This is a genomic window from Limimaricola hongkongensis DSM 17492 (assembly GCF_000600975.2).
GTDB classification, from domain to species: Bacteria; Pseudomonadota; Alphaproteobacteria; order Rhodobacterales; family Rhodobacteraceae; genus Limimaricola; species Limimaricola hongkongensis.
In genome coordinates this window covers 124,027-147,051 of the sequence record NZ_KK088652.1, presented here as the reverse complement: position 1 = coordinate 147,051, position 23,025 = coordinate 124,027, and the positions used below count along the sequence as shown (strand labels likewise).

The window sequence follows — 23,025 nt, the reverse complement described above, 5'->3', positions numbered from 1 at the left end:
CATGGAACCGCTGAGCTGGACGGGCGCCTGGGGCGTCTGGCTGAACCCGCTTCTGGGCCTTGCCGTGGCGGGGCTCGTCGCCGCCTCCCTTTTGTCGGTGGCGCTGTCGCTGCTGAGCGCGCCGGTGCGCCGCCAGAGCCTGCCCGACGGCACGCTCGCCGCGCGGGATGGGCTGCATGGCATGGCCGACATGGCCGGTCGCGCCTTCCTGTGGCTGACGGCGCTGGTGCTGGCGCTTTACCTGCTGTTGCCCTTCGCCCTGCCCTATGGCGCGCTCGGCATCGTGGGCGAGCTGTCACGACGTCTCCTTCCGGTCTGGATCGCGCTGGGCGCGACCTTCGGCCTGTCGATCGTCTTCAAGCGCCGGCTCGGGCTTTATGGCAAGCTGTTCGACAGCACGATCGGCATGGCGGGTTTCGCGCTGGTGGTGTTCTGGGTGTTCACGGCGATCTTTGCCGGACTGTTCGACATGATCGCCACGCATGACCCGCTGACCGCGCTGTCGGGCATGAAGAACAAGGTGCCGGGCACGCCGCTGGCGATGGGGGATGACGGCGTCTATCCGCATTACCTCCTGGGCGGCGATAATCTCGCGCGGGACGTGTTCAGCCGCATGGTGCATGGTTCGTGGATCGTGGTGCAGATCGCGCCATTGGCGACGATCTTCGCCTTTCTCGTCGGCATCACGCTCGGCCTTCCGGCGGGCTTCTATGCGGGCCGTCTCGACACGGTGCTGTCGTTCCTCGCGAACCTGATCCTCGCCTTTCCGGTGATCTTGCTGTTCTACCTGCTGGTGACGCCCGAAATGGTGCAGACCGGCGTGCCCGCCTACATGGCGATGGTGCTGTTTTTGTTTCCCATCGCCTTCTTCGCCGTGCTCTTGAACGCCCGCCTGTCGCCGCGCCCGGTTCTGCGGCTCGTGGTGCTGGCCGCGCTCTTCATCCTTGGCGGCTGGCTTTATCTGTCGATGGTGAGTCAGGATGGCACGCCGGTGGATTTCTGGCCCGACGCGCTCGATCTGTTCGACGTGCCCGGCGGCATTCTGGTGGTGTTCGTCAGCGTGGTCTTCGTCAATGCCCCCACGGTGTTCCGCATCGTTCGCGGCCTGACCATGGACATCAAGACGCGCGATTACGTCGCCGCCGCGCAGACGCGGGGCGAAAGCCCGTGGTACATCATGCTGTGGGAGATCCTGCCCAATGCGCGCGGACCGCTGATCGTCGATTTCTGCCTGCGCATCGGCTACACGACGATCCTTCTCGGCACGCTCGGCTTTTTCGGCCTCGGCCTGCCGCCGGACAGCCCCGACTGGGGCTCGACCATCAATCTCGGGCGCCGCCTGCTGTCGATCTACCCGCATGCCGCGATGGTGCCGGCGCTGGCGCTGCTGAGCCTCGTTCTCGGCCTGAACCTGCTGGCCGACGGTCTGCGCGAAGAGAGCCTGAAAGACTGATGCCCGATTTTGTTCCGAAAATACGCCACGGGGGTCCGGGGGTGTGAAACCCCCGGTCCCGCAGTTTCCGTCCGCGCGCCGCATCAGGAGTGCCCGATGACCGACACCGCCACAGATCCCGCCCTCGAGGTCGCTCCCGGCGAGCCGATCCTCGAAATCCGCAATCTCTCCATTTCCTTCTTCACCCGCACCCGCGAGATCCCGGCGGTCATGGACTTTTCCGCCACGGTCCGCGCCGGAGAGGCGCTCGGCCTCGTCGGTGAATCGGGCTGCGGCAAATCCACGGTCGCGCTGGGCGTGATGCAGGATCTCGGCGTCAACGGCCGGATCACGGGCGGTTCGATCAAGTTCCGCGGCGAGGAGCTGACCACCATGTCGCCCGCGCGGCTGCGCGAGATCCGCGGCCGCGACATCGCGATGATCTACCAAGAGCCGATGGCCTCCCTGAACCCCGCCCTGAAGGTGGATCGGCAGCTGATGGAGGTGCCGATGATCCACGAGGGCATTTCCGCCGACGAGGCCCGCGCCCGCGCGCTCGAGGTGGTGCGCGACGTGCGCCTGCCCGACCCCGAGCGCATCCTCGACGCCTATCCGCACCAGCTTTCGGGCGGCCAGCAGCAGCGCATCGTCATCGCCATGGCGCTGATGTCGAAGCCCGCGCTGCTGATCCTCGACGAGCCGACCACCGCGCTCGACGTGACGGTCGAGGCGGCGGTGATCGACCTGGTGCGCGAGCTGGGCGAGAAATACGGCACCTCGATGCTGTTCATCAGCCACAATCTGGGGCTGGTGCTGGAGACCTGCGACCGGATCGCGGTGATGTATTCGGGCGAAGCGGTGGAGCGTGGCCGCATCGGCGAGGTGTTCGACGAGATGCGCCACCCCTATACGCAGGCGCTGTTCCGGGCGATCCCGCTGCCCGGCGCCGACAAGGCCACACGGCCCTTGATTGCGATCCCCGGCAATTTCCCCCTGCCCGACGAACGCCCGCCGGGCTGCAATTTCGGGCCGCGTTGCGACTATTTCCAAAAGGGCCGCTGCGATGCACAGTCGATCCCGATGATCGAGGTGCCCGGCGACGCCCACGAGGCACGCTGCATCCGCACCGATGAAATCGACTGGGACGCGCCGCCGGACATCTCCGACCACCGCGAAAGCCCCGAGATCGGCGAGGTGGTGCTCAAGGTCGACGGGTTGCAGAAGTACTACGAGGTATCGCGCCCCGGCCTGTTGGGCGGCGGCGAGGCGCAGGTCGTGAAAGCCAATGAGACGCTGAGCTTCGAGGCGCATGAGAGCGAAACGCTCGCCATCGTGGGCGAGAGCGGCTGCGGCAAGTCCACGCTGGCCAAGGTGCTGATGGGGCTGGAGACGGCGACGGCGGGCGGTGTCGAACTCGACGGGCGCGCCGTCGGCGACGTGCCGATCGAAAAGCGCGACACCCGCACCGTGGCCGATGTGCAGATGGTGTTCCAGAACCCGTTCGACACGCTGAATCCGTCGATGACGGTGGGCCGGCAGATCATCCGCGCGCTGGAGATCTTCGGCGTGGGCGCAGGTCCGCGCGATCGCAAGAAGCGGATGCTGGAGCTTCTCGATCTCGTGAAGCTGCCGCGCGAATTCGCGACCCGGATGCCGCGCCAGTTGTCGGGTGGGCAGAAACAGCGCGTCGGCATCGCGCGGGCCTTTGCGGGCGGCGCGCGGATCGTGGTCGCCGACGAGCCGGTGAGCGCGCTCGACGTGAGCGTGCAGGCCGCCGTGACGGATCTTCTGATGGAGATCCAGCGCGAGCAGAAGACGACATTGCTGTTCATCAGCCACGATTTGTCGATCGTGCGGTATCTCGCCGACCGGGTGATGGTCATGTATCTCGGCCACGTGGTCGAGATCGGCGCCGCGCGGGACGTCTTTGCCCCGCCCTATCACCCCTATACCGAAGCGCTGCTCTCGGCGGTGCCGGTCGCCGACACCCATGTCGAAAAGAAGCATATCGTGCTCGAAGGCGACGTGCCGTCGGCGATGAACCCGCCATCGGGCTGCCCCTTCCAGACGCGCTGCCGCTGGAAAAGCCGCGTGCCCGGCGATCTGTGCGAGCGCGAGGTGCCGCCGATGGTGAGCTTCGCGCCGGGCCACCAGGTCAAATGCCACCTGAGCCCGGAGGAATTCGCCTCGATGGAGCCGGTGATCACGCTCGCCGAAAACTAGCGGACGGCGATGGAACAAGCGGGCCCCGCGCCCGCTTGTGCCCGCATGACACAGCAGAATCTTCAATGGGCAGTGCCCGTCATGCGCGCCGGCTATGCCGGACGTGGTCTCATCTATCTCGTGGTGGCGGTGCTGTCGCTTCTGGCGATCTGGCGCGGTTCGACCCCCGGCGGCACGGGCGAGGCAATGGCCTCGCTCGAGCGGGCCTGGTGGGGCATTGCGCTTCTGGCGCTGATCGCCATCGGCCTCGCCGCATACGGCATCTGGCGGCTTGTCGCGGCCTTTTGGGATCTCGAAGCCCATGGCGACGGTGCGAAGGGCGCGGTGGCGCGGATCGGACAGGTCGTGACCGGCCTCATCCATCTTGGTCTCGCCGCGACGGCGGCGGCGATCCTGATGCCTTCGTCGAGCGGTTCGGGCGGCGGGTCCAGCCTCGACAGCTGGACGGCCAAGATCATGCAGATGCCGTTCGGCCAATGGATCGTCGGCATCGCGGGGGCGATCGGTCTTGGTGCCGGGGCCTATTACGTCTGGAAGGGGCTGTCGCACAAATACATGGAGAACCTGCGCGCCAAGCCCCTGACGCTGAAGCTGCAACCGGCGCTGACCGCCGGTCTCGCCGCCAATGGCGCGGTGATCGCCATCGTGGGCTTTCTCCTCGTCTATGCCGCGTGGACGCTGAACCCCAGCGAGGCGGGCGGCCTGGCCGAGGCATTCGACTGGCTGCGCGACAAACCCTATGGCACGGTGCTGGTCACCGCTCTGGCGGTGGGCCTGCTCGGGTTTTCGCTGTTCTGTTTCGTCAACGCCGCTTACCGGCTGATCCCCAAGCTCAAGACCGATGACGTGGAAACGCTGGCGCGCAAGGCGGCGTCCTGAACCGGACCCGTCAGCGCCCGAAGATGACCTTCACGTAGTTGCGGGTCTCGGCATAGGGCGGAATACCCTTGTATTTCGTCACCGCGCCGGGACCCGCATTATAGGCCGCAAGCGCGAGCCGCCAATCGCCGAAGGCGTCGTATTGCATTCGAAGATAGCGCGCCCCGCCATCGAGGTTCTGGCGCGGATCGCGCGGATCGACTCGCAGCAGCCGCGCCGTGCCGGGCATCAGCTGCGCCAACCCGAGCGCGCCCGCCCGGCTGACGGCGCGGGCGTTCCAGCCGCTTTCCTGCTGCACGAGCCGCAAAAACAGATCCTCGGGAATGCGGTGCCTGCGCGCCGCATCGCGCGCGAGAGTCAGGTAGGGACCGGCATAGCGTCCCGTGAAGGCCGGGGTGGCCGCCGTCTGAAGCTCCTGCGGCACTTGCGCACGCGGCGGCTGGTAACGTTTGGAACCCGCATATTGCGAGGCCGCGCGGCCATCGAGCACGCCGAGCTGCGAGGCGAAGAGCCGTGGTGCGGAGCTGCTCGACACCCGGTCGGCCCATGCCGGTGCCGCGCAGGCCAGTCCCAGCGCCGCCCACACGGCGCCTGCCATCATGTTGTGCATCGCGTCCCTCCGTTCCACCGGCTTGACCCGGCGTTGCTTCGTTCGCTTCCCCGACGCTAACCGCGAACGTGGCGAAAAGGAAAGCGGGAACGGGCAATTCCGCTGTCATCGCGCGGCCACGCGGCATAGGGTCGGCGCGACAAGACGCGAGATTCGACAAGGCAGGAGGACCCCATGGCAGGTTCCGTCAACAAGGTGATCATCATCGGCAATCTGGGCCGCGACCCCGAGGTCCGGACGTTCCAGAACGGCGGCAAGGTGGTGAACCTGCGCATCGCCACCTCCGAGAACTGGAAGGACCGCAACACCGGCGAGCGCCGCGAAAAGACCGAGTGGCACTCGGTCGCCATCTTCAACGAGAACATCGGCCGGATCGCCGAGCAGTATCTCAAGAAGGGCTCGACCGTCTACATCGAGGGCCAGCTCGAAACCCGCAAGTGGCAGGACCAGAACGGCAATGACCGCTATTCGACCGAGATCGTCGTGCGCCCCTACAAGGGCGAGATGACGCTTCTGGGCGGTCGCGGCGACGGTGGCGGTTCGGGTGGCGGCTATGGCGGCGGCTCGGGCGGCGGCTACGACGATCGTGGCGGCTCGGGCGGCTATGACGACCGCGGCGGTTACGGCGGCGGCAACCAGGGCGGCGGCGGCAGCCGCGACATCGACGACGAGATCCCGTTCTGAGGATCAGCGCCGCCCCCCCCGGGGCGGCGCATTTCGTTTCAGCCCAGCGCCACGGCCAGTTCGCCCGGACGGCTGAGCGTGCCGCCGCCCACCGCCGCGCGCACGCCGGTGCTGCCCGGCGCCGAGGTCGGCATCCCCCGCGCCACCCGCACCGCGAGATAGGCAAAGGCCTGCGCCTCCATCATGTCGCCATCGAGCCCGGCATCCTCGACCGGCGCGACCGGGCAGTCGCAGCCCGCCGCGATCATCGCCATCATGACCGGGTTGTGCCGCCCGCCCCCGGTGACGAGAAGCCGCGCGGGCGGCGTCGGGCACAGCTCCATCCCCGCCGCGACCGAGGCGGCGGCACAGGCGGTGAGCGTGGCGGCGGCATCTGCGTCCGACAGCTCCGACACCGCCCGACCGAGATCGGCGAAGGCGTCACGGTCGAGCGATTTCGGCGCCATGCGGAAGAAATGCGGGTGTTGCAGGAAATGCGCGACGACCGCCTCCGCGACCTCTCCCGTCGCGGCGAGCGCGCCGCCTTCGTCCTGCGCCAGCCCCAGCCGGGCCTGCATCAGATCGTTGATCGGCGCGTTGGCCGGACCGGTGTCGAAGGCCAGAAGCGCGCCCTCGGCCTCGGGCCGCGCGAAACCGGGATCGACGAAGGTGAGGTTGCCGACGCCGCCGAGATTCAGAAAGGCCAGAGGCGCGTTGGCCCCGATGAACTTCGCCAGCGCGAAGTGGTAGAACGGCGCGAGCGGCGCGCCTTCTCCGCCGAAGCGCACGTCGGAGCTTCGGAAATCCCACACCACCGGCAGGCCCAGCGCCTCGGCGAGGATCGCGCCGGAGCCCGCCTGATGCGTGCCGCGCCCCTTGGGGTCATGCGCGAAGGTCTGGCCATGAAAGCCGATCAGCTCGATGTCCTCGAAGCGCGACAGAATCTCGGCATGGGCGGTCTCGACCACCTCCGCCGCGGCCTCGACCTCCTCGCCCTCCCACCGGCCCAGCGCGGCGCGCAGCATGTCGCGCTCACCTTCCGAATACGGCCTGTAGGCGCTCTCGCCAAAGCCGAACACCGTCTCTCCGTCGGTCTCGATCACCGCCGCGTCGACGCCGTCGAGCGAGGTGCCCGACATCGCGCCCAAGGCCCTGATCCTGTCGCCCGTCCCGATCCGCCGCATCGCGCTTTCCCTCGCCTCGCTAGATGCCTATAGAGTGGCGCGACCAAGAGAGGGGCACAAGACATGACCTACCACCCCAAGAGCGACTTCATGTCCGTGATGATCGAGCGCGGCTATCTCGCCGACTGCACCGATTACCAGGGCCTGGACGAGGCGCTGTCGAGGGGGGTCGTGCCCGCCTATATCGGCTATGACGCCACGGCGGCGTCGCTGCATGTGGGCCACCTGCTCAACGTGATGATGCTGCGCTGGCTGCAAAAGACCGGGCACAAGCCGATCACCCTGATGGGCGGCGGCACCACCAAGGTGGGCGACCCGTCCTTCCGCTCCGACGAGCGGCCGCTGCTCGGCCCCGACCAGATCGCCTCGAACATCAGTGGCATGAAGCAGGTCTTCGCGCGCTATCTCTCCTATGACGAGAGCGCGACCGGCGCCTTGATGCTCGACAACGCCGAGTGGCTCGACAACCTGAACTACCTCGAATTCCTGCGCGATATCGGGCGGCATTTCTCGGTCAACCGGATGCTGTCGTTTGAGAGCGTGAAATCGAGGATCGACCGCGAGCAGTCGCTCTCGTTCCTCGAATTCAACTACATGATCCTGCAGGCCTACGACTTTCTCGAGCTGAACCGCCGCTATGGCTGCGTGCTGCAGATGGGCGGCTCGGACCAGTGGGGCAACATCGTCAACGGCATCGATCTCACGCGCCGCGTGCTCGACCACGAGATCTTTGGTCTGACCTCGCCGCTGCTGACCACCTCGGATGGCCGCAAGATGGGCAAGAGCGCCGGTGGCGCGGTCTGGCTCAACGAGGAGATGCTGAGCCCTTACGAGTTCTGGCAGTTCTGGCGCAACACCACCGACGCCGATGTGGGCCGTTTCCTCAAGCTCTATACCGAGCTTCCCGTGGACGAGTGCGAGCGCTTGGGCGCGCTGTCGGGCTCGGAGATCAACGAGGGCAAGATCGTTCTGGCCGACGAGGTCACGGCGCTTTTGCATGGCCGCGACGCCGCCGAAGCCGCCAAGGCCACGGCGCGCGAGGTGTTCGAGAAGGGCGGCGTGGGCGATGACCTGCCGACGCTCACGCTCAGCGAGGCGGAGATCGGCGACGGCATTTCCGTGGTGCAGCTGATCGTGCGCGCGGGGCTCGCGGGGTCGGGCAAGGAAGCCAAGCGGCTTATCTCGGACAATGGCGCGAAGCTCGACGACGCGCCGCTGACGGATGCGGGTCTCGTGATCGACCGCGCCGCTCTGGCCGCGCCGATCAAGCTGTCGGCGGGCAAGAAGCGCCACGCGCTGGTGCGGCTCGGCTGAATCATCCGCGGGGGCGGTGCGCCGCCCCCGCTTCGGAACCGCGCGGCGCCGCTGCCGTTGCCTTCTCATCGACGAGGAGGACCGACATGAAGGATGCCGCCGGGCAGCCGATCGATGCCGAACGCCCCTATCTTCTGCTGCTGGCCGCCGGAATCGGATTTCTCGGCTGCCTGTCGCTGATCGGCGGCACCATCGCCGCGCAGATCGTCGTGCCGGGCCATGACTGGATCGCCGACACGATCAGCGATCTGGGCGCGGGCGAATGGGAAATCATCATGGATGTCGCGCTTTACGGTTTCGCCGCGGGGCTCTTTGCCATGGCGCTGGCGGCGGCGCATGCGCATCTGGGTGGTATCGGCTGGTCGGCGGGCGTCTTCAGCCTCGCGATCCTCGCGGCGCTCGTGGTGATCGTCGGCGCGCGCAACGAATACGGCGATGGCGACAACGAGGGCGTCGTGATCCATATCTATCTCGTCTACGGGCTCGGGGCGCTGTTTCTCGCGGCACCGCTGAGCATGGCGGCGGGGTTCGGGCGGCACCACCCGCGGGCCCGGCTGCTGCTGATCGGTCTCGCGGTCGCATGGGGCGTGATGGCGCCGCTTTTCCTCATGGCGCCCACCACGATCGACGGTCTGGCCGAACGCGGTCTCGGTCTCGTCGCCTGCGGCATCATCGCGGTGATGTCATGGGTGTTCTGGATGCGGGGCCGGGACGCGGGCGCCGCGAGGTAGCCATCTTGCGGACATGCGGATGCGTCGCCCGGCGCCCACGCCACGCGACGGAACACCCCCGATCCGCGCGCACAACGCTTGAAGCGCGGGCCCTCCCCGGTTTAGACGACCGGGCTTGAACAATTCGGATGTATCGCCGTGCTCGCCAAATTCTGGAACAACTTCGTCGCACCGCTTGTCAGACGCCCCCCGCGGTTTCAGGTCGCGGCGCTGTGCTACCGCGAAACCGGCCCGGGTCTCGAAGTGCTGCTGATCACCTCGCTCGAAACCAAGCGCTGGATCCTGCCCAAGGGCTGGCCCAAGAGCGGGCTGGACGCCGAGGGCACCGCGCTGGACGAGGCGTGGGAAGAGGCGGGCATCCGGCCCGCTGATGGCACAGAGGGGCTGATCGGGCGCTACCGCTATGCCAAGCGCCTGCGCGGCAGCGTGCCGGTGCAGACCGATGTGGATGTCTATGCCTTCGAAGGCGCGGCGCTGCAGGACGACTATCCCGAGGCGGGGCGGCGCGAACGCCGCTGGATGTCCCCCGACGAGGCCGCCGATCTGGTCGAGGAAGACCAGCTCAAGACCCTGCTGCGCGACTTTCCCGTCACCCTTCGCGCGATGCAGCGGGGCTGAGCCCGTGCCGCTCCGCCCCATCCGATCCGTCCCACAAGGAACCTTTCGTTGACCCAGCAAGATCCCTCCTACCAGTGGAAGACGCTCGACCGGGACCTGAACCGGCTGTCGCGCTTCGAGGCGGCCTCGATGTACACCGCGCGCCCGCTCGTGGGCGTCGGCGCGTCGCTCGTCTTCGTCACGCTCGCGGCGCTCGCCGCCGCGGTGCTGACCGGCGGTGAACCGCAAAGCCTCGTCGTCGTGGTCGCCGCCGCCTTCGGCGCCTACATGGCGATCAACATCGGCGCCAACGACGTCGCCAACAACATGGGCCCCGCCGTCGGCGCCAAGGCGCTGTCGATGGCCGGCGCGATCGTCATCGCCGCCGTGTGCGAAAGCGCGGGCGCGCTTCTGGCGGGCGGCGACGTGGTGTCGACCATTTCCAAAGGCATCATCGACCCCGCTGGCCTCGCCAATGCGCAGACCTTCATCTGGGCGATGATGGCGGCGCTGCTGTCGGCGGCGATCTGGGTCAACATCGCCACCTGGGTCGGCGCGCCGGTTTCGACCACCCATTCGGTGGTGGGCGGCGTGATGGGCGCTGGCATCGCGGCGGCGGGTCTGGCCACCGTCAGCTGGCCGACCATGGGCGCGATCGCCGCCAGCTGGGTGATCTCCCCGGTGCTGGGCGGCGTGATCGCCGCGGCCATGCTCGCCTTCATCAAGTGGCGCATCATCTATGTCGAGGACAAGATCGCTGCCGCCCGCACATGGGTGCCGGTGCTGATCGGCCTGATGGCCGCCGCCTTCGCGGCCTATCTCGCGCTCAAGGGGCTCAAGCGGTTGGTGAAGATCGACATCGTCACCGCGCTGGCGATCGGCGCCATGGCCGGGCTCGTCTTCACCGCCCTGTCGCGTCCGCTGATCCGGCGCCAGTCCATCGGGCTCGAAAACCGCAACAAGTCGCTCAAGGTGCTGTTCCGCGTGCCGCTAGTGGTGTCGGCGGCGCTCTTGTCCTTTGCGCATGGCGCCAATGACGTGGCCAACGCGGTCGGCCCCTTGGCCGCCGTGGTCTATGCCCAACAGGCTTCGGGCGTCGCGGGCGAGGTCGCGATTCCGCTCTGGGTCATGGTGATCGGCGCGGTCGGCATCTCGGTCGGGCTGGTGCTGTTCGGGCCCAAGCTGATCGGCATGGTCGGCAGCCAGATCACCAAGCTCAACCCGATGCGCGCCTATTGCGTGGCGCTGTCGGCCGCCGTCACGGTGATCGCCGCCTCGTGGCTGGGCCTGCCGGTCAGCTCGACCCATATCGCGGTGGGCGGCGTGTTCGGCGTCGGCTTCTTCCGCGAATGGCACGCCGAACGGCGCGCCCGCACGGTCAACAAGGACCGCGCCCCGGCCGCCCGGATGCCCAAGCAGGAACGCGCCCGGCGCAAGCTGGTGCGGCGGTCGCATTTCATGACCATCATCGCGGCTTGGGTCATCACCGTGCCCGCCGCGGCGCTGCTGTCGGCGCTGTGCTTCGTGCTGCTGCGCCAGATCGGCTTTTGAGCCCCTCGCCCCCCGCCCACGTGGCGGGGGGCGCCACCACCTAGCCGCCGAGCATCCAGTCGCCATCGGGCCAGAAGGCGTGAAAGGCGAAGGCGAAGAGCACGTCATGCGGCACGTCGCGCCCCTGGGCATCGCGCACCCGCACATTGCCGACGTCGCGCCCCTGCGCCACCCTGCCCGCATCGAGCGCGCTGGCCTGACCGGCCTCCCACGAGATCGTCACCCCCGCCTCGGACACCGACCCCGCCTCGCGCAGCCGCGAGAACGGCCAGGCCCGGTCGCCCACGCGCACCACCCGCATCAGGGGCGCGATGCCGTGCGGCGGCATTTCGCCCGAATAGAGAAAGGGCCGCGAGGCGCTGTCATAGCTGACATAGGGGTTGCGGCCATAGGCGCGGCGCCAGTTCGGCTCGTCCATGACGACCCCGTCGGGATAGGCCGCGCGGAACCGTTTCCAGCTGTCCATCCATGCGGGCAGAAGCTCCAGCTCCGCGCCGGTCATCTCGCCCACGATGCCGGTGCCGATGGCCTGCTGCCACCAGCTTTCGGTCTGGCGGTCATACATCACCATGTCCGAGGCGCGCAGCATGCCCGAGACGCCGAAGGAGAGCGTCTCGCCGCCGACCCGCCGGTCGAACACCATGCCCGAATTGCACAACGGACAATAGGTCACCGCCACGGGCACGCCGCCCGCCGCGTCGTTGACGATCTCGTGCCAGAGCAGGTAGCGGATCGGATAGGCCCGCGCGGGGCCGTCCGGGGCGGGCCAGACCATCACCGGCTCGGCGCCCTCCAGCCGCGTTTCGGAGGCCGCCGGGATCATCGCCGGATCGTCGATCGCCGGGATGCCGTCCTTGGGCGGGCCGCCCGACATGATCTCGGACCAGTCGGTGATGCTGGTCTCGGTGAAATCGGTGTTCGGCCACTGGCCCTGCCAGCGCGCGGGCTGGGCGCTCGCCGCCCCTGCCAGCGCCAGTGCCGCGATGATCGTCCAGATGCGCATGTCGCGTCCTCCCCGGCCCAGCCTGCCCGGCGGCAATGCTCTCTGTCACCCCGTCTCACCGCAAGGTGACGGCGCGCGAGACCTGCGTGTCCCCGCAGGGTGGCGCCGCCCGGTCGAACCGGCTAGACGGACGGCGAGACATTCGACGGACTTCGCCATGCCCCAAACCATCCTGTCGCGCTGCGAACAGAACGGCCTGCGCCTGACCGAGCAGCGCCGCGTGATCGCGCAGGTGCTCGAAGCGGCGGACGATCACCCCGACGTGGAGGAGCTGCACGCCCGCGCCGCCGCCGAGGATGCCCGCATCTCGCTTGCCACGGTCTACCGCACGGTCAAGCTGTTCGAAGAGGCCGGCATTCTCGAAAAGCACGAATTCGGCGACGGGCGCGCGCGCTACGAGACCACCGACCGCGAACATCACGACCACCTGATCGACATGCATTCGGGTGAGGTGATCGAATTCGTCGATGACGAGATCGAGGCCCTGCAGGAAAAGATCGCCGAGCGGCTCGGCTACCGGCTGATCGGACACCGGCTGGAGCTTTACGCCGTGCCGGCGGATCCCGCTGCGAAGGACGGCTGAAGCATGGAAAACATTCGCGGCAGCATCCTGATGGTGCTGGGCATGATGGGCTTCGCGCTCGAGGACATGTTCATCAAGATGATGGCCGGCGCGCTGCCGGTGGGCCAGATCCTGATGCTGCTCGGGCTGGGCGGCGGGCTGGTCTTTGCCGCGATGTCCGAGATGCGCGGCGGCCGGATCTGGTCGTCCGATTTCCGGCACCCGGCGGTGATGGCGCGCAATATCGGCGAGGTCGTCGGCACGGCGGGCTTCATCACCGCGGTGGCGCTGTCGCCTCTGGCCACGGCTTCGGCGATCTTGCAGACCAACCCGCTGCTGGTGACGCTCGGCGCGGCGCTGTTCTTTGCCGAGCCGGTCGGCTGGCGCCGCTGGACCGCGATCTGCGTCGGGTTGTCGGGCGTTCTGCTGGTGATCCGGCCCGGGGCCGAGGGCTTTACCGCGATGTCGCTTTTCGCGGTGGTCGGCGCGGTCGGGCTGGCCTGGCGCGACCTGATCTCGCGCCGGGTGCCGCGCGCCATCTCGTCACTCAAGCTGTCGGCCTATGCCTTCCTGATCCTGGTGCCGGTCGGCTATCTGATGGTGCTGGCCGCGGGCGACACGCTGGTCTGGCCCTCGCCGCTCAACGCCCTGCGGCTCGTGGCCGCCATCGGCGTCGGCGTCGCGGGCTACTGGGCGCTGACGGCGGCAACACGCATGGGCGAGATCTCGGTGATCGCGCCCTATCGTTACACCCGCCTCGTCTTTGCGCTGTTCGTGGCCTATTTCGCCTTCGGCGAGCGGCCCGACATGCTGACCTATCTCGGCGCCGCGATCATCGTCGGATCGGGCATCTACACGCTTCTTCGCGAAGCACGGCTCAGGCGCGCTTCACGACGGGTCACGGCCGCGTTATAGAACCTCCAAACCTTCCCATCAGGAGATCTCCATGAGCACGATCATCGACATTCACGCCCGCGAAATCCTCGACAGCCGGGGCAACCCGACGGTCGAGGTGGACGTGATCCTCGAAGACGGCACGATGGGCCGCGCCGCCGTTCCCTCGGGGGCCTCGACCGGCGCCTACGAGGCGGTCGAGAAGCGCGACGGCGACAAGGCGCGCTACATGGGCAAGGGCGTGCTCGAGGCCGTGGCCGCGGTGAACGGCGAGATCGCCGAGGCGATCCTCGGCATGGACGCGACCGAGCAGGTCGAGATCGACCAGACCATGATCGAGCTCGACGGCACCGACAACAAGGGCCGGCTCGGCGCCAACGCGATCCTCGGCGTGTCGATGGCGGTGGCCAAGGCCGCGGCCGACGCCACCACGCAGCCGCTGTTCCGCTATGTCGGCGGCATGTCGGCCCGCGTGCTGCCGGTGCCGATGATGAACATCATCAATGGCGGCGAGCATGCCGACAACCCGATCGACATCCAGGAATTCATGATCATGCCGGTCTCCGCGACCAGCATCCGCGAAGCGGTGCGCATGGGCTCCGAGGTGTTCCACACGCTGAAGAAAGAGCTGTCGGCGGCGGGCATGTCCACGGGCCTTGGCGACGAGGGCGGCTTTGCGCCCGAGTTGGGCGGCACGCGCGAGGCGCTCGATTTCATCCTGAAATCCATCGAGAAGGCCGGCTACAAGCCGGGCGAGGACATCTATCTCGCGCTCGATTGCGCGGCGACCGAGTACTACAAAAACGGCAAGTACGAGATGAAGGGCGAGGGCAAATCGCTCACCTCGGCCGAGAACGTGGCCTACCTGCAGGCGCTGGTGAACGACTACCCGATCATCTCGATCGAGGACGGCATGTCCGAGGACGACTGGGACGGCTGGAAGATGCTGACCGACGCCATCGGCGACAAGGTGCAGCTGGTGGGCGACGATCTCTTCGTCACCAACCCCACCCGGCTCAAGGACGGCATCGAAAAGGGGTCGGCCAACTCGCTGCTGGTGAAGGTCAACCAGATCGGCACGCTGACCGAGACGATGCAGGCGGTGGAAATGGCGCAGCGCGCGCGTTTCACCTGCGTGATGTCGCACCGCTCGGGCGAGACCGAGGACGCGACCATCGCCGATCTCGCCGTCGCCACCAATTGCGGCCAGATCAAGACCGGCAGCCTCGCCCGCTCCGACCGGCTCGCCAAGTACAACCAGCTGATCCGCATCGAGGAAATGCTGGGCGAGACCTCGATCTATGCGGGCCGCTCGATCCTGCGCGGCTGATCTCGCGCGACCGATCCGGCAGGGGGGCCGCGGCGCAAGCCGCGGCCCCTTTCGCATGTCGGGGCCGCCGCATTGCCATTGCCGCCCCGGCGCGGCATCTTGCGGTCTTCGCTTGCATCGAAGGCCGACATGACCCCCGATCCGACACCGACCGACCCCGACGCCACGCCGCATCGCTATGACGCGCGCGGGTTGATCTGCCCGCTGCCCGTGCTCAGGGCGCGCAAGCTTTTGGCCGCGATGGCGCCGGGCGAGGTGCTGGAAATCATCTCCGACGATCCGGTCGCCCGGATCGACCTGCCGCATTTCTGCGCCGAGGCCGGGCACGACCATCTCGGCCTGACCGATGCGGATGGCGCGCAGACCCACCGCATCCGCCGGGGCTGACGGAACGAAACCGGCTGTTTCGTTCCGCAGCTACGCGGCCTCATCGGGACGAAAAAGGCCGGGCAGGTTGCCCTGCCCGGCCTGATCTCGTCGAACCGATCCGGTTCAGCGGCCGATCGACCACCAGCCACGGCGACGCGGCTTCTTGTCTTCGTCGGAGGACCCGGCATCCACGGTCTCGCGCGGCGCCTCTTCGCGGGCCGGCTCGGGCGCCTTGCGCGTGTCTTCGACCGTCTTTGTCACCTGCTCGGCCACTTCCGGCATCACCTCGGGGGTGTCGGAGGCGGGCGCCTCCTCGGGCTTGTCGCCGGCCTTGGTGGCGGCACCCGCTGCGGCGGGCTCGGCGGCAGCCGGAACCGGGGCGGTCTCGGCGACCTCCTCGGGCTTGGGCTCGGCCTTCTTGCGACGGGTGCGCTTGGGCTTGGGCGCGGGCGCCGCCTCGGCATCGGTCCCGGCAGCCTCTTCGGGCTTGGGCTCGGCCTTCTTGCGGCGGGTGCGCTTGGGCTTGGGCGCCTCCTCTGCGGCGGCTTCGGGCGCGGCTTCGGCCTCTGCGGGCTTGGCTTCGACGGGCTTGGCCTCCTCGGCCACGTCCTTCTTGCGGCTCCGGGCGCGGGTGCGCTTGGGCTTGGGCGCCTCTTCGGCGGCGGCCTCGGGCGCAGGCGCGGCTTCGGCTGTCTCGACGGGCGCCGGGGCCGGCTCCGGCGTGGCGACCGACGCCTCGGTCACCTCGGGGGCCTGCTCGGCGTCGGCGGCGGGCTCGGCCACGGTTTCGGCGGCCGCGGCGGGACGCGCGGGCTCCGAGGCATCGTCATCCTGACGCTCGGCCTGATCCTCGTCCTGCCCTTCGGCGCCATCGCCATTGCCACCCCGGCGGCGACGACGACGGCGGCGCTTCTTGCGCGGCTTGTCGTCCTCTTCCGTCGCCGTCTCGCCCGCCTCCTGCGGCGCGGCGCTGTCGGTCGCGGCGGCTTCTTCCTCGTCCTCTTCCTCATCGACCTCGAGATCGATCTCGGCGTCGAGCTCCTCCATCAGCGCGGCGGAGGAGACGACCGGCGCGGCCTCGGGGACGGTGCGGGTCGCGGTCTTGAACTTCTCGACCACGAAATCGGGCGAGACCAGCGACGCGTCGCCCTCGACCCGCACGGCCATGCCGTAGCGCTGTTCGATGGCGGCGACGTGCTCGCGCTTGTGGTTCATCAGGAAGTTCATGATCGCGTAAGGCACGCGGACCAGCACCTCCTTGGTGCGGCCGCGCACGCCCTCTTCCTCGAGCTGGCGCAGGATCGCCAGCGCCACGTTGTCGTCCGAGCGCAAGAGGCCGGTGCCGTGGCAATGCGGGCAAGGCTGGGTCGTCGCCTCGAGCATGCCGGGGCGCAGGCGCTGGCGGCTCATCTCCATCAGGCCGAAGCCCGAGATGCGGCCGACCTGGATGCGGGCGCGGTCGGTCTTGAGCTTTTCCTTGAAACGCTTTTCGACGGCGGTGTTGTTGCGCCGCTCATCCATGTCGATGAAGTCGATCACGATCAGACCCGCGAGATCGCGCAGACGCAGCTGGCGCGCCACCTCGTCGGCGGCCTCCAGGTTGGTCTTGAGCGCGGTCTGCTCGATCGAGCCTTCCTTGGTGGCGCGGCCCGAGTTCACGTCGATGGCGACCAGCGCCTCGGTGACGCCGATCACGATGTAGCCGCCCGAGGGCAACTGCACGGTCGGGTTGAACATCCCCGAAAGATAGCTTTCGACCTGGTAGCGGGCAAACAGCGGCAGGCTGTCGGCGTAGGGCTTCACGTTCTTGGCGTGCGACGGCATGATCATCTTCATGAAGTCGCGCGCCGTGCGGAAACCGTCGACGCCCTCGACGATCACCTCGTCGATATCCTTGGAATAGAGGTCGCGGATCGACCGCTTGATGAGGTCGCCCTCCTCGTAAATCTTGGCCGGCGCGATGGATTTCAGCGTCAGCTCGCGGATCTGCTCCCACAAACGCTGCAGGTATTCGTAGTCGCGCTTGATCTCGGACTTGGTGCGCTGGGAGCCCGCGGTGCGGATGATCAGGCCCGCGCCCTCCGGCACATCCATCGCACCGGCGATCTCCTTGAGCTTCTTGCGGTCGGCGGCGTTCGTGATCTTGCGCGAGATGCCGCCGCCACGCGCGGTGTTGGGCATCAGCACGCAGTAGCGGCCCGCCAGCGACAGGTAGGTGGTGAGTGCCGCGCCCTTGTTGCCGCGCTCTTCCTTGACGACCTGCACCAGCATGATCTGCCGGACCTTGATCACTTCCTGGATCTTGTAGCGCTTGGGCCGCGGCTTGCGCGCGGGGCGCACGTCGTCGGTGTCGTCCTCGTCGGCGACGCTCTCGATGCTTTCGTCCTTGGCGCTGGCGTCGTCGTCCTCGTCATCCTCGCCTTCGGGATCGATCGTCTCCATGCCGGAAACGTCGTCGCTGTCGCCGGTGGCGACGGCGTCGGTGTTGGCGTCCGAAGCGCGGCGGCGCGAGCGGGTGCGGCGGCGGCGCGGGCGGTCGCCCTCCTCGCCGTCGGTCTCGTCCTCGTCGTCATCGCTCTTGGCCGACGCCGCCTCGGCCTCGGCTTTCAGGCTTTCGGCATAGGCCTTTTCCTCGGCCAGAAGCGCCTCGCGGTCGGCGACCGGGATCTGGTAGTAATCCGGGTGGATCTCGGAGAAGGCGAGAAAGCCGTGCCGGTTGCCGCCGTAATCGACGAAGGCCGCCTGCAGCGACGGCTCTACGCGCGTGACCTTGGCGAGGTAGATGTTTCCGGCGAGCTGACGGCGGCTCTGGCTTTCGAAGTCGAATTCCTCGACCTTGTTTCCGTCACAGACCACGACGCGGGTTTCCTCCGCATGCGTGGCGTCGATGAGCATTTTCTTTGCCATGTTATCCATTCGCATGGCGCGCCGGGCAGCGCCCCCGAGGGGGCGTGGCCTGGGCGCTCATGTCCGATTGTGGCGATGACGCGGGCATCGGCCTGCCTGCGGCCCCTCGGGGCCGTCACTGGCTCGCCTGCATGCTGCGCGCGTTGCATCGCGGTTCTTCCTTGGCCCGCTCGGGGGCCCGTTCATGCCCGCCAGCCGCCCTTGGGGCGGCGGGCCGGGGTCAGGTCAACGGTCTCTGTCGAAACCGGTCTCGTCCGCCGCCGGTGCCGGGGAACCCCGTCGCAAAGGTGGCGGAAAATCCGTCCGGGCGGTCGCGCCAAGCGCAGGCCCGTTCCGACCTACATAGCGGCACTTGTCCACATGACACAATGACGAATGTGAAAGGCCGCCCCGTGGGGCGGCCGAAACACGTTGGATTACGGTGATTTTCAGAGATAGTCCGAGCGTTGCAGCCCGTATTTCGCCATCTTCTCGTTGAGCGTCCGGCGCGGCAGGCACAGCTCGTCCATCACCGCGACGATCGATCCCTTGTGGCGGCGCATCGTGTTGTCGATCAGCATCCGCTCGAAGGCCTCGACGAACTCCTTGAGCGGCTTGCCTTCGGTGGTCATCGCCTGGTCGTTCTGCTCGTCGCCATCGGTCATCAGAAGCGAGGCGATCGAGCCCGAGCCGCGCCGGTTCTGCAGCACCGCCCGCTCGGCCACGTTGATCAGCTGGCGCACATTGCCCGGCCACGGCGCCTGCAAAAGCTGCGCCGCCTCCTGCGCGCTGACCTCGGGCGCGTCGCAGCCATATTCATCGGCGAACTGTTCCGACAGCCGGGTGAACAGCGACAGGATATCCTCGCCGCGCTGGCGCAGCGGCGGCACCACGATCTTGAGCGCGGCGAGCCGGTAGAACAGGTCCGGGCGCAGCACCGTCTCGCAGGTCTTGCCCTCGTCCTGAAGGTTGCAGATCGCGACGATGCGGGTCTCGGACGGCATGCCCTGATCGTTGATCGCGGTCAGCAGACGCGCCTGCATCGCGCTCGACAGCGCCTCGATGTCCTCGAGCACCAGCGTGCCGCCGCGCGCCTCCTCGAGCGCCGGGAGCGGGTCGTCCTCGGCCGCCGGGCCGAACAGCCGAGCGTTCAGCCGTTCCTCGTCATAGGCCGAACAGGAAACGAGCACGAACTTCTTCGACGCCCGCGCGCCCACCGCGTGCAGCGCATGCGCCACCAGCGTCTTGCCGGTGCCGGTTTCGCCCTCGATCAGCACGTGGCCATCGGCCTGCCCGAGATCGAGAATGTCCTCCTTGAGCCGCTCCATGACCGGCGAGGAGCCGATCAGCTTGTTCATCAGCGCGGTGCCGTCGGACAGCTCGCGGCGCAGCGCGCGGTTGTCGAGCACGAGACGACGCGCGTTGCTGGCCTTCTTGGCCAGCTCGGTCATCCGGTCGGGGTTGAACGGCTTTTCGAGGAAATCGAACGCGCCGATCCGCATCGCCTCGACCGCCATCGGCACATCGCCATGGCCGGTGATCATGATCACCGGCAGCGTGCTGTCGACGCTCTTGAGCTTGCGCAGGAACTGCATCCCGTCCATGCCGGGCATGCGGATGTCGCTCACCACGATGCCGGGATAATCGGCCGTCAGCCCCTTGAGCGCCTCTTCGGCGCTGGCGAAGCTTTCGGTGTCGAACCCCGACAGCGCCAGCCACTGGCTGATCGACTGGCGCATGTCTTTTTCGTCGTCGACGATGGCGACCTTCATGGTCTTGCTCATCAGAGCCCCCTATTCCGCCGCAGCCATACCTTCTTCCAAGATAGGCAGTTGCACTTCGAAAACAGCCCCGCCGCCGGACGCGTTCCGCGCCGTCATCCGGCCGCCGAGGTCGTTCACGATCCCCGAGGAGATCGCCAGACCGAGGCCGACGCCGTCGCCGGGCTGCTTGGTGGTGTAGAACGGCTCGAACAGCGCATCGAGATCCTCGATGCCCGGGCCGTTGTCATGCACGGTCAGGACCACCGCGTCCTCGATCGTGAGCGTGATGTCAATGCGCGGGTCGCGCACGCCCTTGGTCGCGTCGAGCGCATTGCGCAGCAGGTTGATGATCACCTGTTCGAACCGCAACCGGTCGCCGAGGATCATCGCCGGGCCCGAGGGCAGCGTGCGGTTGATCGACACCGAGCGGGTCTTGAGCTGCGGCTCCATCATGGCGAGCGCCGAGGAAAGCGCGGCCCGCGCATCCACTGGCTCGAACGCCTGATTTCCCTTGCGGGCATAGGATTTGAGCTGGCGCGTGATCGCGCCCATCCGGTCGATCAGGTCATCGATCCGCTGGAACGAGGAGAGCGCTTCTTCCGGGCGACGCCGTTGCAGGAGCAGCCGCGCGCCCGCCAGATAGGTCTTCATCGCCGCCAGAGGCTGGTTCAGCTCGTGGCTGACGGAGGCCGACATCTCGCCCAGCACGGCGAGCTTGGAGGATTGCGCGATGGTCTGCTCGGCGCTCTCGAGATTGCGTTCGACCTGCTGGCGCTGCGCGATCTCGCGCTGCAGCCGCATGTTGAGCCGCCGGAGCTGGTCGCTTTCGCGCCGCACCAGCACCAGCCGCGAGGCGGATTTGCGCGAGCTGAGCCAGAAGGCGAAGGCCAGCAGCATCGCAAAGCCCATGATTTCGAGCGCCAGAACACCGTTCACCTTTTCGCGCACGGAGGTGTAGGCGGTGAAGGTGACCATTTTCCAGCCCTGAAACGGCACCCGCATCTCGCGCCGCATCACCGCTTCGCCGCGCAGATAGGCGTCGATCGGCAGCGCGGTCCAGTCGGTGGCGAGAAAGGCCCGCTCGATCGCCGAGGGCGCGCTCTGCCGCTCCAGCGCCTCGGTCTCGGGCAGGCCGCGCCAGCGCGGCTCGGTCGACAGGATGATCTCGCCCGCGCTGTCGGTGACCAGAACCGCGTCCGAGGTGCCCGCCCAGCTGCGCTCCAGCTTGGCAAGGTCGACCTCGACCGAGATCACGCCCAGCGTCGCGCCATTGGCGTCGACCTTGCGCGAATAGAGAAAGGCATAACCGCCGGTCTCGCGCCGGAAGATCGTGAAGACGGTGGAGTTGGCCCGCACCGCATCGACGAAATAGGGCGCGGCGCGGTGCGTCTCGCCAAGCCGGTTGCGGTCGGTCGCGGCGACGATGCGCCCGTCGCGGTCATAAAGCACGAGGCTCGCCGCGCCGATCTCGTCGACGAAGGACAAAAGCCGCTGGGTCGAGCGCGAGAAATCCGACGAGGACAGCGCCCCGATTAGCTCCGGGTCGCGCGCCAGAAGCTGCGGCACGATGGAATTGCGTTGCAGCTCGGAGATCAGGTTGCCGACGTAGAGCGTCAGCCGGACCTCGGCGCGGTTGCGCGTGGCCTCGGTGAAGCGTTCGGTCAGCAGAACGTTGGTGACCCAGATCACCGCCATCGCGGCAAGGCAGAACAGGGCCAGCGCGATGCGCGGGCCCCAGCTGCGCCGCGGGCGGGGCGGTCTGGGCGTGTCGGTCGACATGGAACGGGTTTACGCCCCGGCGACGGGCGCGGCAAGCCGGCGGCGGCTCACGCCACCGGCTTGCGCGCCCGTCTTGCCGGATCAGGCGGAAACCAGCGCGCCCACCAGCCCGTCGAACAGCCCACGCCCGTCGGTGCCGCCATGGCCCGCATCGATTGCCCGTTCCGGGTGGGGCATCATGCCGAGCACGCGGCGGTTTTCGGACAGAACGCCCGCGATGTCGCCGGTGGAGCCGTTGGGGTTGTCTCCATAGGTGAAGGCGATCCGATCCTCGGCCCGCAGCCGCTCATGCGTCGCGGCGTCGACGAAATAGTTGCCGTCGTGATGCGCGACCGGGATCTGCAGCGCCTCTCCCTTGGCGTAGCCGCGGGTGAAATCGCTCTCGGCCGTGGCGACGGTGAGCGGCACGGTCTTGCACACGAAGCGGATGCCGGCATTGCGCATCAGCGCGCCCGGCAGCAGCCCGGTTTCGGTCAGCACCTGAAAGCCGTTGCACACGCCAAGCGCGTAGCCGCCCTTGTGCACGTGATCGATCACGGCGCGGCAGACCGGCGATTGCGCGGCGATGGCGCCACAGCGCAGGTAGTCGCCAAAGGAAAAGCCGCCCGGCACGGCCACGAGATCGACGCCGCGCGGCAGGCCGGCATCCTTGTGCCAGACCATTTCGACATCCGCGCCGGCCGCGCGCAGCGCGACGGCCATGTCGCGGTCGCAGTTCGATCCGGGAAAGACGATGACGGCAGCCTTCATGGGATTTGTCCTTCGAACTCTGGGGGGCGGCGGCGCCGCGGCAGGTATGTGGGGGGCCACGGGACGTCGGGCGCCCCGTGGCGGGAATTGGATCGGCGGTGGCGCCCTCCCCTGCAACCACCGCCGCATCGCTCCCGGTGCTCAGGCCCCCGAACAGGTCGGAGAGGCCGAGCGGTGCCCGAAAGCGAAACCCGTGCCCATGGACGCGAACGCCGCCCCGAAGGGCGGCGTGCGACCTCAGCTCAGGTCGATCTTGTAGCTCTCGATCACCGTGTTGGCGAGAAGTTTCTCACACATCTCGGAGAGTTGGGCCTCGGCGGCCTCGGGATCGGTCTCGGCGAGATCGATCTCGATCACCTTGCCCTGCCGGACCCCTTCGACGCCGTCGAACCCCAACGCGCCCAGCGCATGGCGGATCGCCTCGCCCTGCGGGTCGAGAACGCCTGTCTTCAGCATCACCTGCACGCGTGCCTTCATGCGCGCCGCTCCTTCTTGTCGATGGTGT

Annotated in this window: 20 protein-coding genes; 12 read left to right on the top strand and 8 right to left on the bottom strand. The window is 67.9% G+C overall.

Annotated elements, in window-relative coordinates; genetic code table 11:
* Position 1 precedes the first annotated feature (1 nt).
* The 3 genes from LOKHON_RS08930 to LOKHON_RS08920 all read left to right on the top strand — a co-directional run bounded on the left by LOKHON_RS08930 (position 2) and on the right by LOKHON_RS08920 (position 4,534).
* On the top strand, positions 2–1,453 hold the full coding sequence (locus LOKHON_RS08930) for an ABC transporter permease (RefSeq protein ID WP_017928700.1): 1,452 nt from the start codon (positions 2–4) through the stop codon (positions 1,451–1,453).
* A 96-nt stretch (positions 1,454–1,549) separates the two neighbouring features.
* Positions 1,550–3,655 (top strand): dipeptide ABC transporter ATP-binding protein, encoded by a 2,106-nt coding sequence (locus LOKHON_RS08925; protein ID WP_017928701.1) that lies wholly within the window; start codon positions 1,550–1,552, stop codon positions 3,653–3,655.
* A 45-nt stretch (positions 3,656–3,700) separates the two neighbouring features.
* Entirely contained in the window at positions 3,701–4,534 is an 834-nt protein-coding gene (locus LOKHON_RS08920) for a DUF1206 domain-containing protein (RefSeq protein WP_033315545.1), read from the top strand.
* A 10-nt stretch (positions 4,535–4,544) separates the two neighbouring features.
* Here LOKHON_RS08920 and LOKHON_RS08915 read toward each other — a convergent pair whose 3' ends face one another.
* Positions 4,545–5,144, bottom strand: a complete 600-nt coding sequence (locus tag LOKHON_RS08915; RefSeq protein WP_017928703.1) for a lytic transglycosylase domain-containing protein — start codon at positions 5,142–5,144, stop codon at positions 4,545–4,547.
* Positions 5,145–5,318: 174 nt separating this feature from the next.
* On the opposite strand from LOKHON_RS08915, the gene ssb reads away from it, so the two are divergent.
* Positions 5,319–5,828, top strand: coding sequence for a single-stranded DNA-binding protein (ssb, locus tag LOKHON_RS08910; protein WP_017928704.1), 510 nt, complete (start codon positions 5,319–5,321; stop codon positions 5,826–5,828).
* A 38-nt stretch (positions 5,829–5,866) separates the two neighbouring features.
* Here ssb and LOKHON_RS08905 read toward each other — a convergent pair whose 3' ends face one another.
* Entirely contained in the window at positions 5,867–6,991 is a 1,125-nt protein-coding gene (locus LOKHON_RS08905) for an anhydro-N-acetylmuramic acid kinase (protein ID WP_017928705.1), read from the bottom strand.
* A gap of 63 nt (positions 6,992–7,054) precedes the next feature.
* Here LOKHON_RS08905 and tyrS point away from each other — a divergent pair, with 63 nt between their 5' ends.
* From tyrS to LOKHON_RS08885, 4 genes are all read left to right on the top strand, one after another.
* Positions 7,055–8,305, top strand: coding sequence for a tyrosine--tRNA ligase (gene tyrS, locus LOKHON_RS08900; RefSeq protein ID WP_017928706.1), 1,251 nt, complete (start codon positions 7,055–7,057; stop codon positions 8,303–8,305).
* A gap of 86 nt (positions 8,306–8,391) precedes the next feature.
* A complete protein-coding gene (locus LOKHON_RS08895) occupies positions 8,392–9,036 on the top strand; it encodes a DUF998 domain-containing protein (RefSeq protein ID WP_017928707.1) in 645 nt (214 codons plus the stop codon).
* A 138-nt stretch (positions 9,037–9,174) separates the two neighbouring features.
* Positions 9,175–9,654: an NUDIX hydrolase gene (locus tag LOKHON_RS08890; protein WP_017928708.1), complete on the top strand. Its 480-nt coding sequence runs from the start codon at positions 9,175–9,177 to the stop codon at positions 9,652–9,654.
* 48 nt (positions 9,655–9,702) lie between these two features.
* Positions 9,703–11,184 (top strand): inorganic phosphate transporter, encoded by a 1,482-nt coding sequence (locus LOKHON_RS08885; RefSeq protein ID WP_017928709.1) that lies wholly within the window; start codon positions 9,703–9,705, stop codon positions 11,182–11,184.
* 40 nt (positions 11,185–11,224) lie between these two features.
* On the opposite strand, the gene LOKHON_RS08880 is transcribed toward LOKHON_RS08885, so the two are convergent.
* Entirely contained in the window at positions 11,225–12,187 is a 963-nt protein-coding gene (locus tag LOKHON_RS08880; protein ID WP_017928710.1) for a DUF3179 domain-containing protein, read from the bottom strand.
* Between the two features lie 157 nt (positions 12,188–12,344).
* Here LOKHON_RS08880 and LOKHON_RS08875 point away from each other — a divergent pair, with 157 nt between their 5' ends.
* From LOKHON_RS08875 to LOKHON_RS08860, 4 genes are all read left to right on the top strand, one after another.
* Entirely contained in the window at positions 12,345–12,770 is a 426-nt protein-coding gene (locus tag LOKHON_RS08875) for a Fur family transcriptional regulator (RefSeq protein WP_017928711.1), read from the top strand.
* Positions 12,771–12,773: 3 nt separating this feature from the next.
* Positions 12,774–13,664, top strand: coding sequence for a DMT family transporter (locus LOKHON_RS08870; protein WP_017928712.1), 891 nt, complete (start codon positions 12,774–12,776; stop codon positions 13,662–13,664).
* Between the two features lie 31 nt (positions 13,665–13,695).
* Positions 13,696–14,973 carry a phosphopyruvate hydratase gene (eno, locus tag LOKHON_RS08865; protein ID WP_017928713.1) on the top strand — a complete coding sequence of 426 codons (1,278 nt, stop codon included), beginning with the start codon at positions 13,696–13,698 and terminating at the stop codon, positions 14,971–14,973.
* A gap of 129 nt (positions 14,974–15,102) precedes the next feature.
* Positions 15,103–15,360, top strand: coding sequence for a sulfurtransferase TusA family protein (locus LOKHON_RS08860; RefSeq protein WP_017928714.1), 258 nt, complete (start codon positions 15,103–15,105; stop codon positions 15,358–15,360).
* A 105-nt stretch (positions 15,361–15,465) separates the two neighbouring features.
* On the opposite strand, the gene LOKHON_RS08855 is transcribed toward LOKHON_RS08860, so the two are convergent.
* From LOKHON_RS08855 to purS, 5 genes are all read right to left on the bottom strand, one after another.
* Positions 15,466–18,249 (bottom strand): Rne/Rng family ribonuclease, encoded by a 2,784-nt coding sequence (locus tag LOKHON_RS08855; protein ID WP_017928715.1) that lies wholly within the window; start codon positions 18,247–18,249, stop codon positions 15,466–15,468.
* Positions 18,250–18,677: 428 nt separating this feature from the next.
* Entirely contained in the window at positions 18,678–20,012 is a 1,335-nt protein-coding gene (locus tag LOKHON_RS08850; protein ID WP_017928716.1) for a sigma-54-dependent transcriptional regulator, read from the bottom strand.
* A 9-nt stretch (positions 20,013–20,021) separates the two neighbouring features.
* Complete coding sequence (locus LOKHON_RS08845) at positions 20,022–21,770, bottom strand: sensor histidine kinase (RefSeq protein WP_017928717.1); 1,749 nt, start codon at positions 21,768–21,770, stop codon at positions 20,022–20,024.
* 81 nt (positions 21,771–21,851) lie between these two features.
* Complete coding sequence (purQ, locus tag LOKHON_RS08840; protein ID WP_017928718.1) at positions 21,852–22,520, bottom strand: phosphoribosylformylglycinamidine synthase subunit PurQ; 669 nt, start codon at positions 22,518–22,520, stop codon at positions 21,852–21,854.
* Positions 22,521–22,757: 237 nt separating this feature from the next.
* Positions 22,758–22,997 carry a phosphoribosylformylglycinamidine synthase subunit PurS gene (gene purS / locus LOKHON_RS08835; protein ID WP_017928719.1) on the bottom strand — a complete coding sequence of 80 codons (240 nt, stop codon included), beginning with the start codon at positions 22,995–22,997 and terminating at the stop codon, positions 22,758–22,760.
* Between the last annotated feature and the right edge of the window lie 28 nt (positions 22,998–23,025).

What these genes read in the sequence shown, in the direction of transcription:
- LOKHON_RS08930 (WP_017928700.1), top strand. Translation starts at nt 2, where the DNA reads ATGGAACCGCTGAGCTGGACGGGCGCCTGGGGCGTCTGGCTGAACCCG.
- LOKHON_RS08925 (WP_017928701.1), top strand. Translation starts at nt 1,550, where the DNA reads ATGACCGACACCGCCACAGATCCCGCCCTCGAGGTCGCTCCCGGCGAG.
- LOKHON_RS08920 (WP_033315545.1), top strand. Translation starts at nt 3,701, where the DNA reads ATGACACAGCAGAATCTTCAATGGGCAGTGCCCGTCATGCGCGCCGGC.
- LOKHON_RS08915 (WP_017928703.1), bottom strand. Translation starts at nt 5,144, where the DNA reads ATGCACAACATGATGGCAGGCGCCGTGTGGGCGGCGCTGGGACTGGCC.
- ssb (WP_017928704.1), top strand. Translation starts at nt 5,319, where the DNA reads ATGGCAGGTTCCGTCAACAAGGTGATCATCATCGGCAATCTGGGCCGC.
- LOKHON_RS08905 (WP_017928705.1), bottom strand. Translation starts at nt 6,991, where the DNA reads ATGCGGCGGATCGGGACGGGCGACAGGATCAGGGCCTTGGGCGCGATG.
- tyrS (WP_017928706.1), top strand. Translation starts at nt 7,055, where the DNA reads ATGACCTACCACCCCAAGAGCGACTTCATGTCCGTGATGATCGAGCGC.
- LOKHON_RS08895 (WP_017928707.1), top strand. Translation starts at nt 8,392, where the DNA reads ATGAAGGATGCCGCCGGGCAGCCGATCGATGCCGAACGCCCCTATCTT.
- LOKHON_RS08880 (WP_017928710.1), bottom strand. Translation starts at nt 12,187, where the DNA reads ATGCGCATCTGGACGATCATCGCGGCACTGGCGCTGGCAGGGGCGGCG.
- LOKHON_RS08875 (WP_017928711.1), top strand. Translation starts at nt 12,345, where the DNA reads ATGCCCCAAACCATCCTGTCGCGCTGCGAACAGAACGGCCTGCGCCTG.
- LOKHON_RS08870 (WP_017928712.1), top strand. Translation starts at nt 12,774, where the DNA reads ATGGAAAACATTCGCGGCAGCATCCTGATGGTGCTGGGCATGATGGGC.
- eno (WP_017928713.1), top strand. Translation starts at nt 13,696, where the DNA reads ATGAGCACGATCATCGACATTCACGCCCGCGAAATCCTCGACAGCCGG.
- LOKHON_RS08860 (WP_017928714.1), top strand. Translation starts at nt 15,103, where the DNA reads ATGACCCCCGATCCGACACCGACCGACCCCGACGCCACGCCGCATCGC.
- LOKHON_RS08855 (WP_017928715.1), bottom strand. Translation starts at nt 18,249, where the DNA reads ATGGCAAAGAAAATGCTCATCGACGCCACGCATGCGGAGGAAACCCGC.
- LOKHON_RS08850 (WP_017928716.1), bottom strand. Translation starts at nt 20,012, where the DNA reads ATGAGCAAGACCATGAAGGTCGCCATCGTCGACGACGAAAAAGACATG.
- LOKHON_RS08845 (WP_017928717.1), bottom strand. Translation starts at nt 21,770, where the DNA reads ATGTCGACCGACACGCCCAGACCGCCCCGCCCGCGGCGCAGCTGGGGC.
- purQ (WP_017928718.1), bottom strand. Translation starts at nt 22,520, where the DNA reads ATGAAGGCTGCCGTCATCGTCTTTCCCGGATCGAACTGCGACCGCGAC.
- purS (WP_017928719.1), bottom strand. Translation starts at nt 22,997, where the DNA reads ATGAAGGCACGCGTGCAGGTGATGCTGAAGACAGGCGTTCTCGACCCG.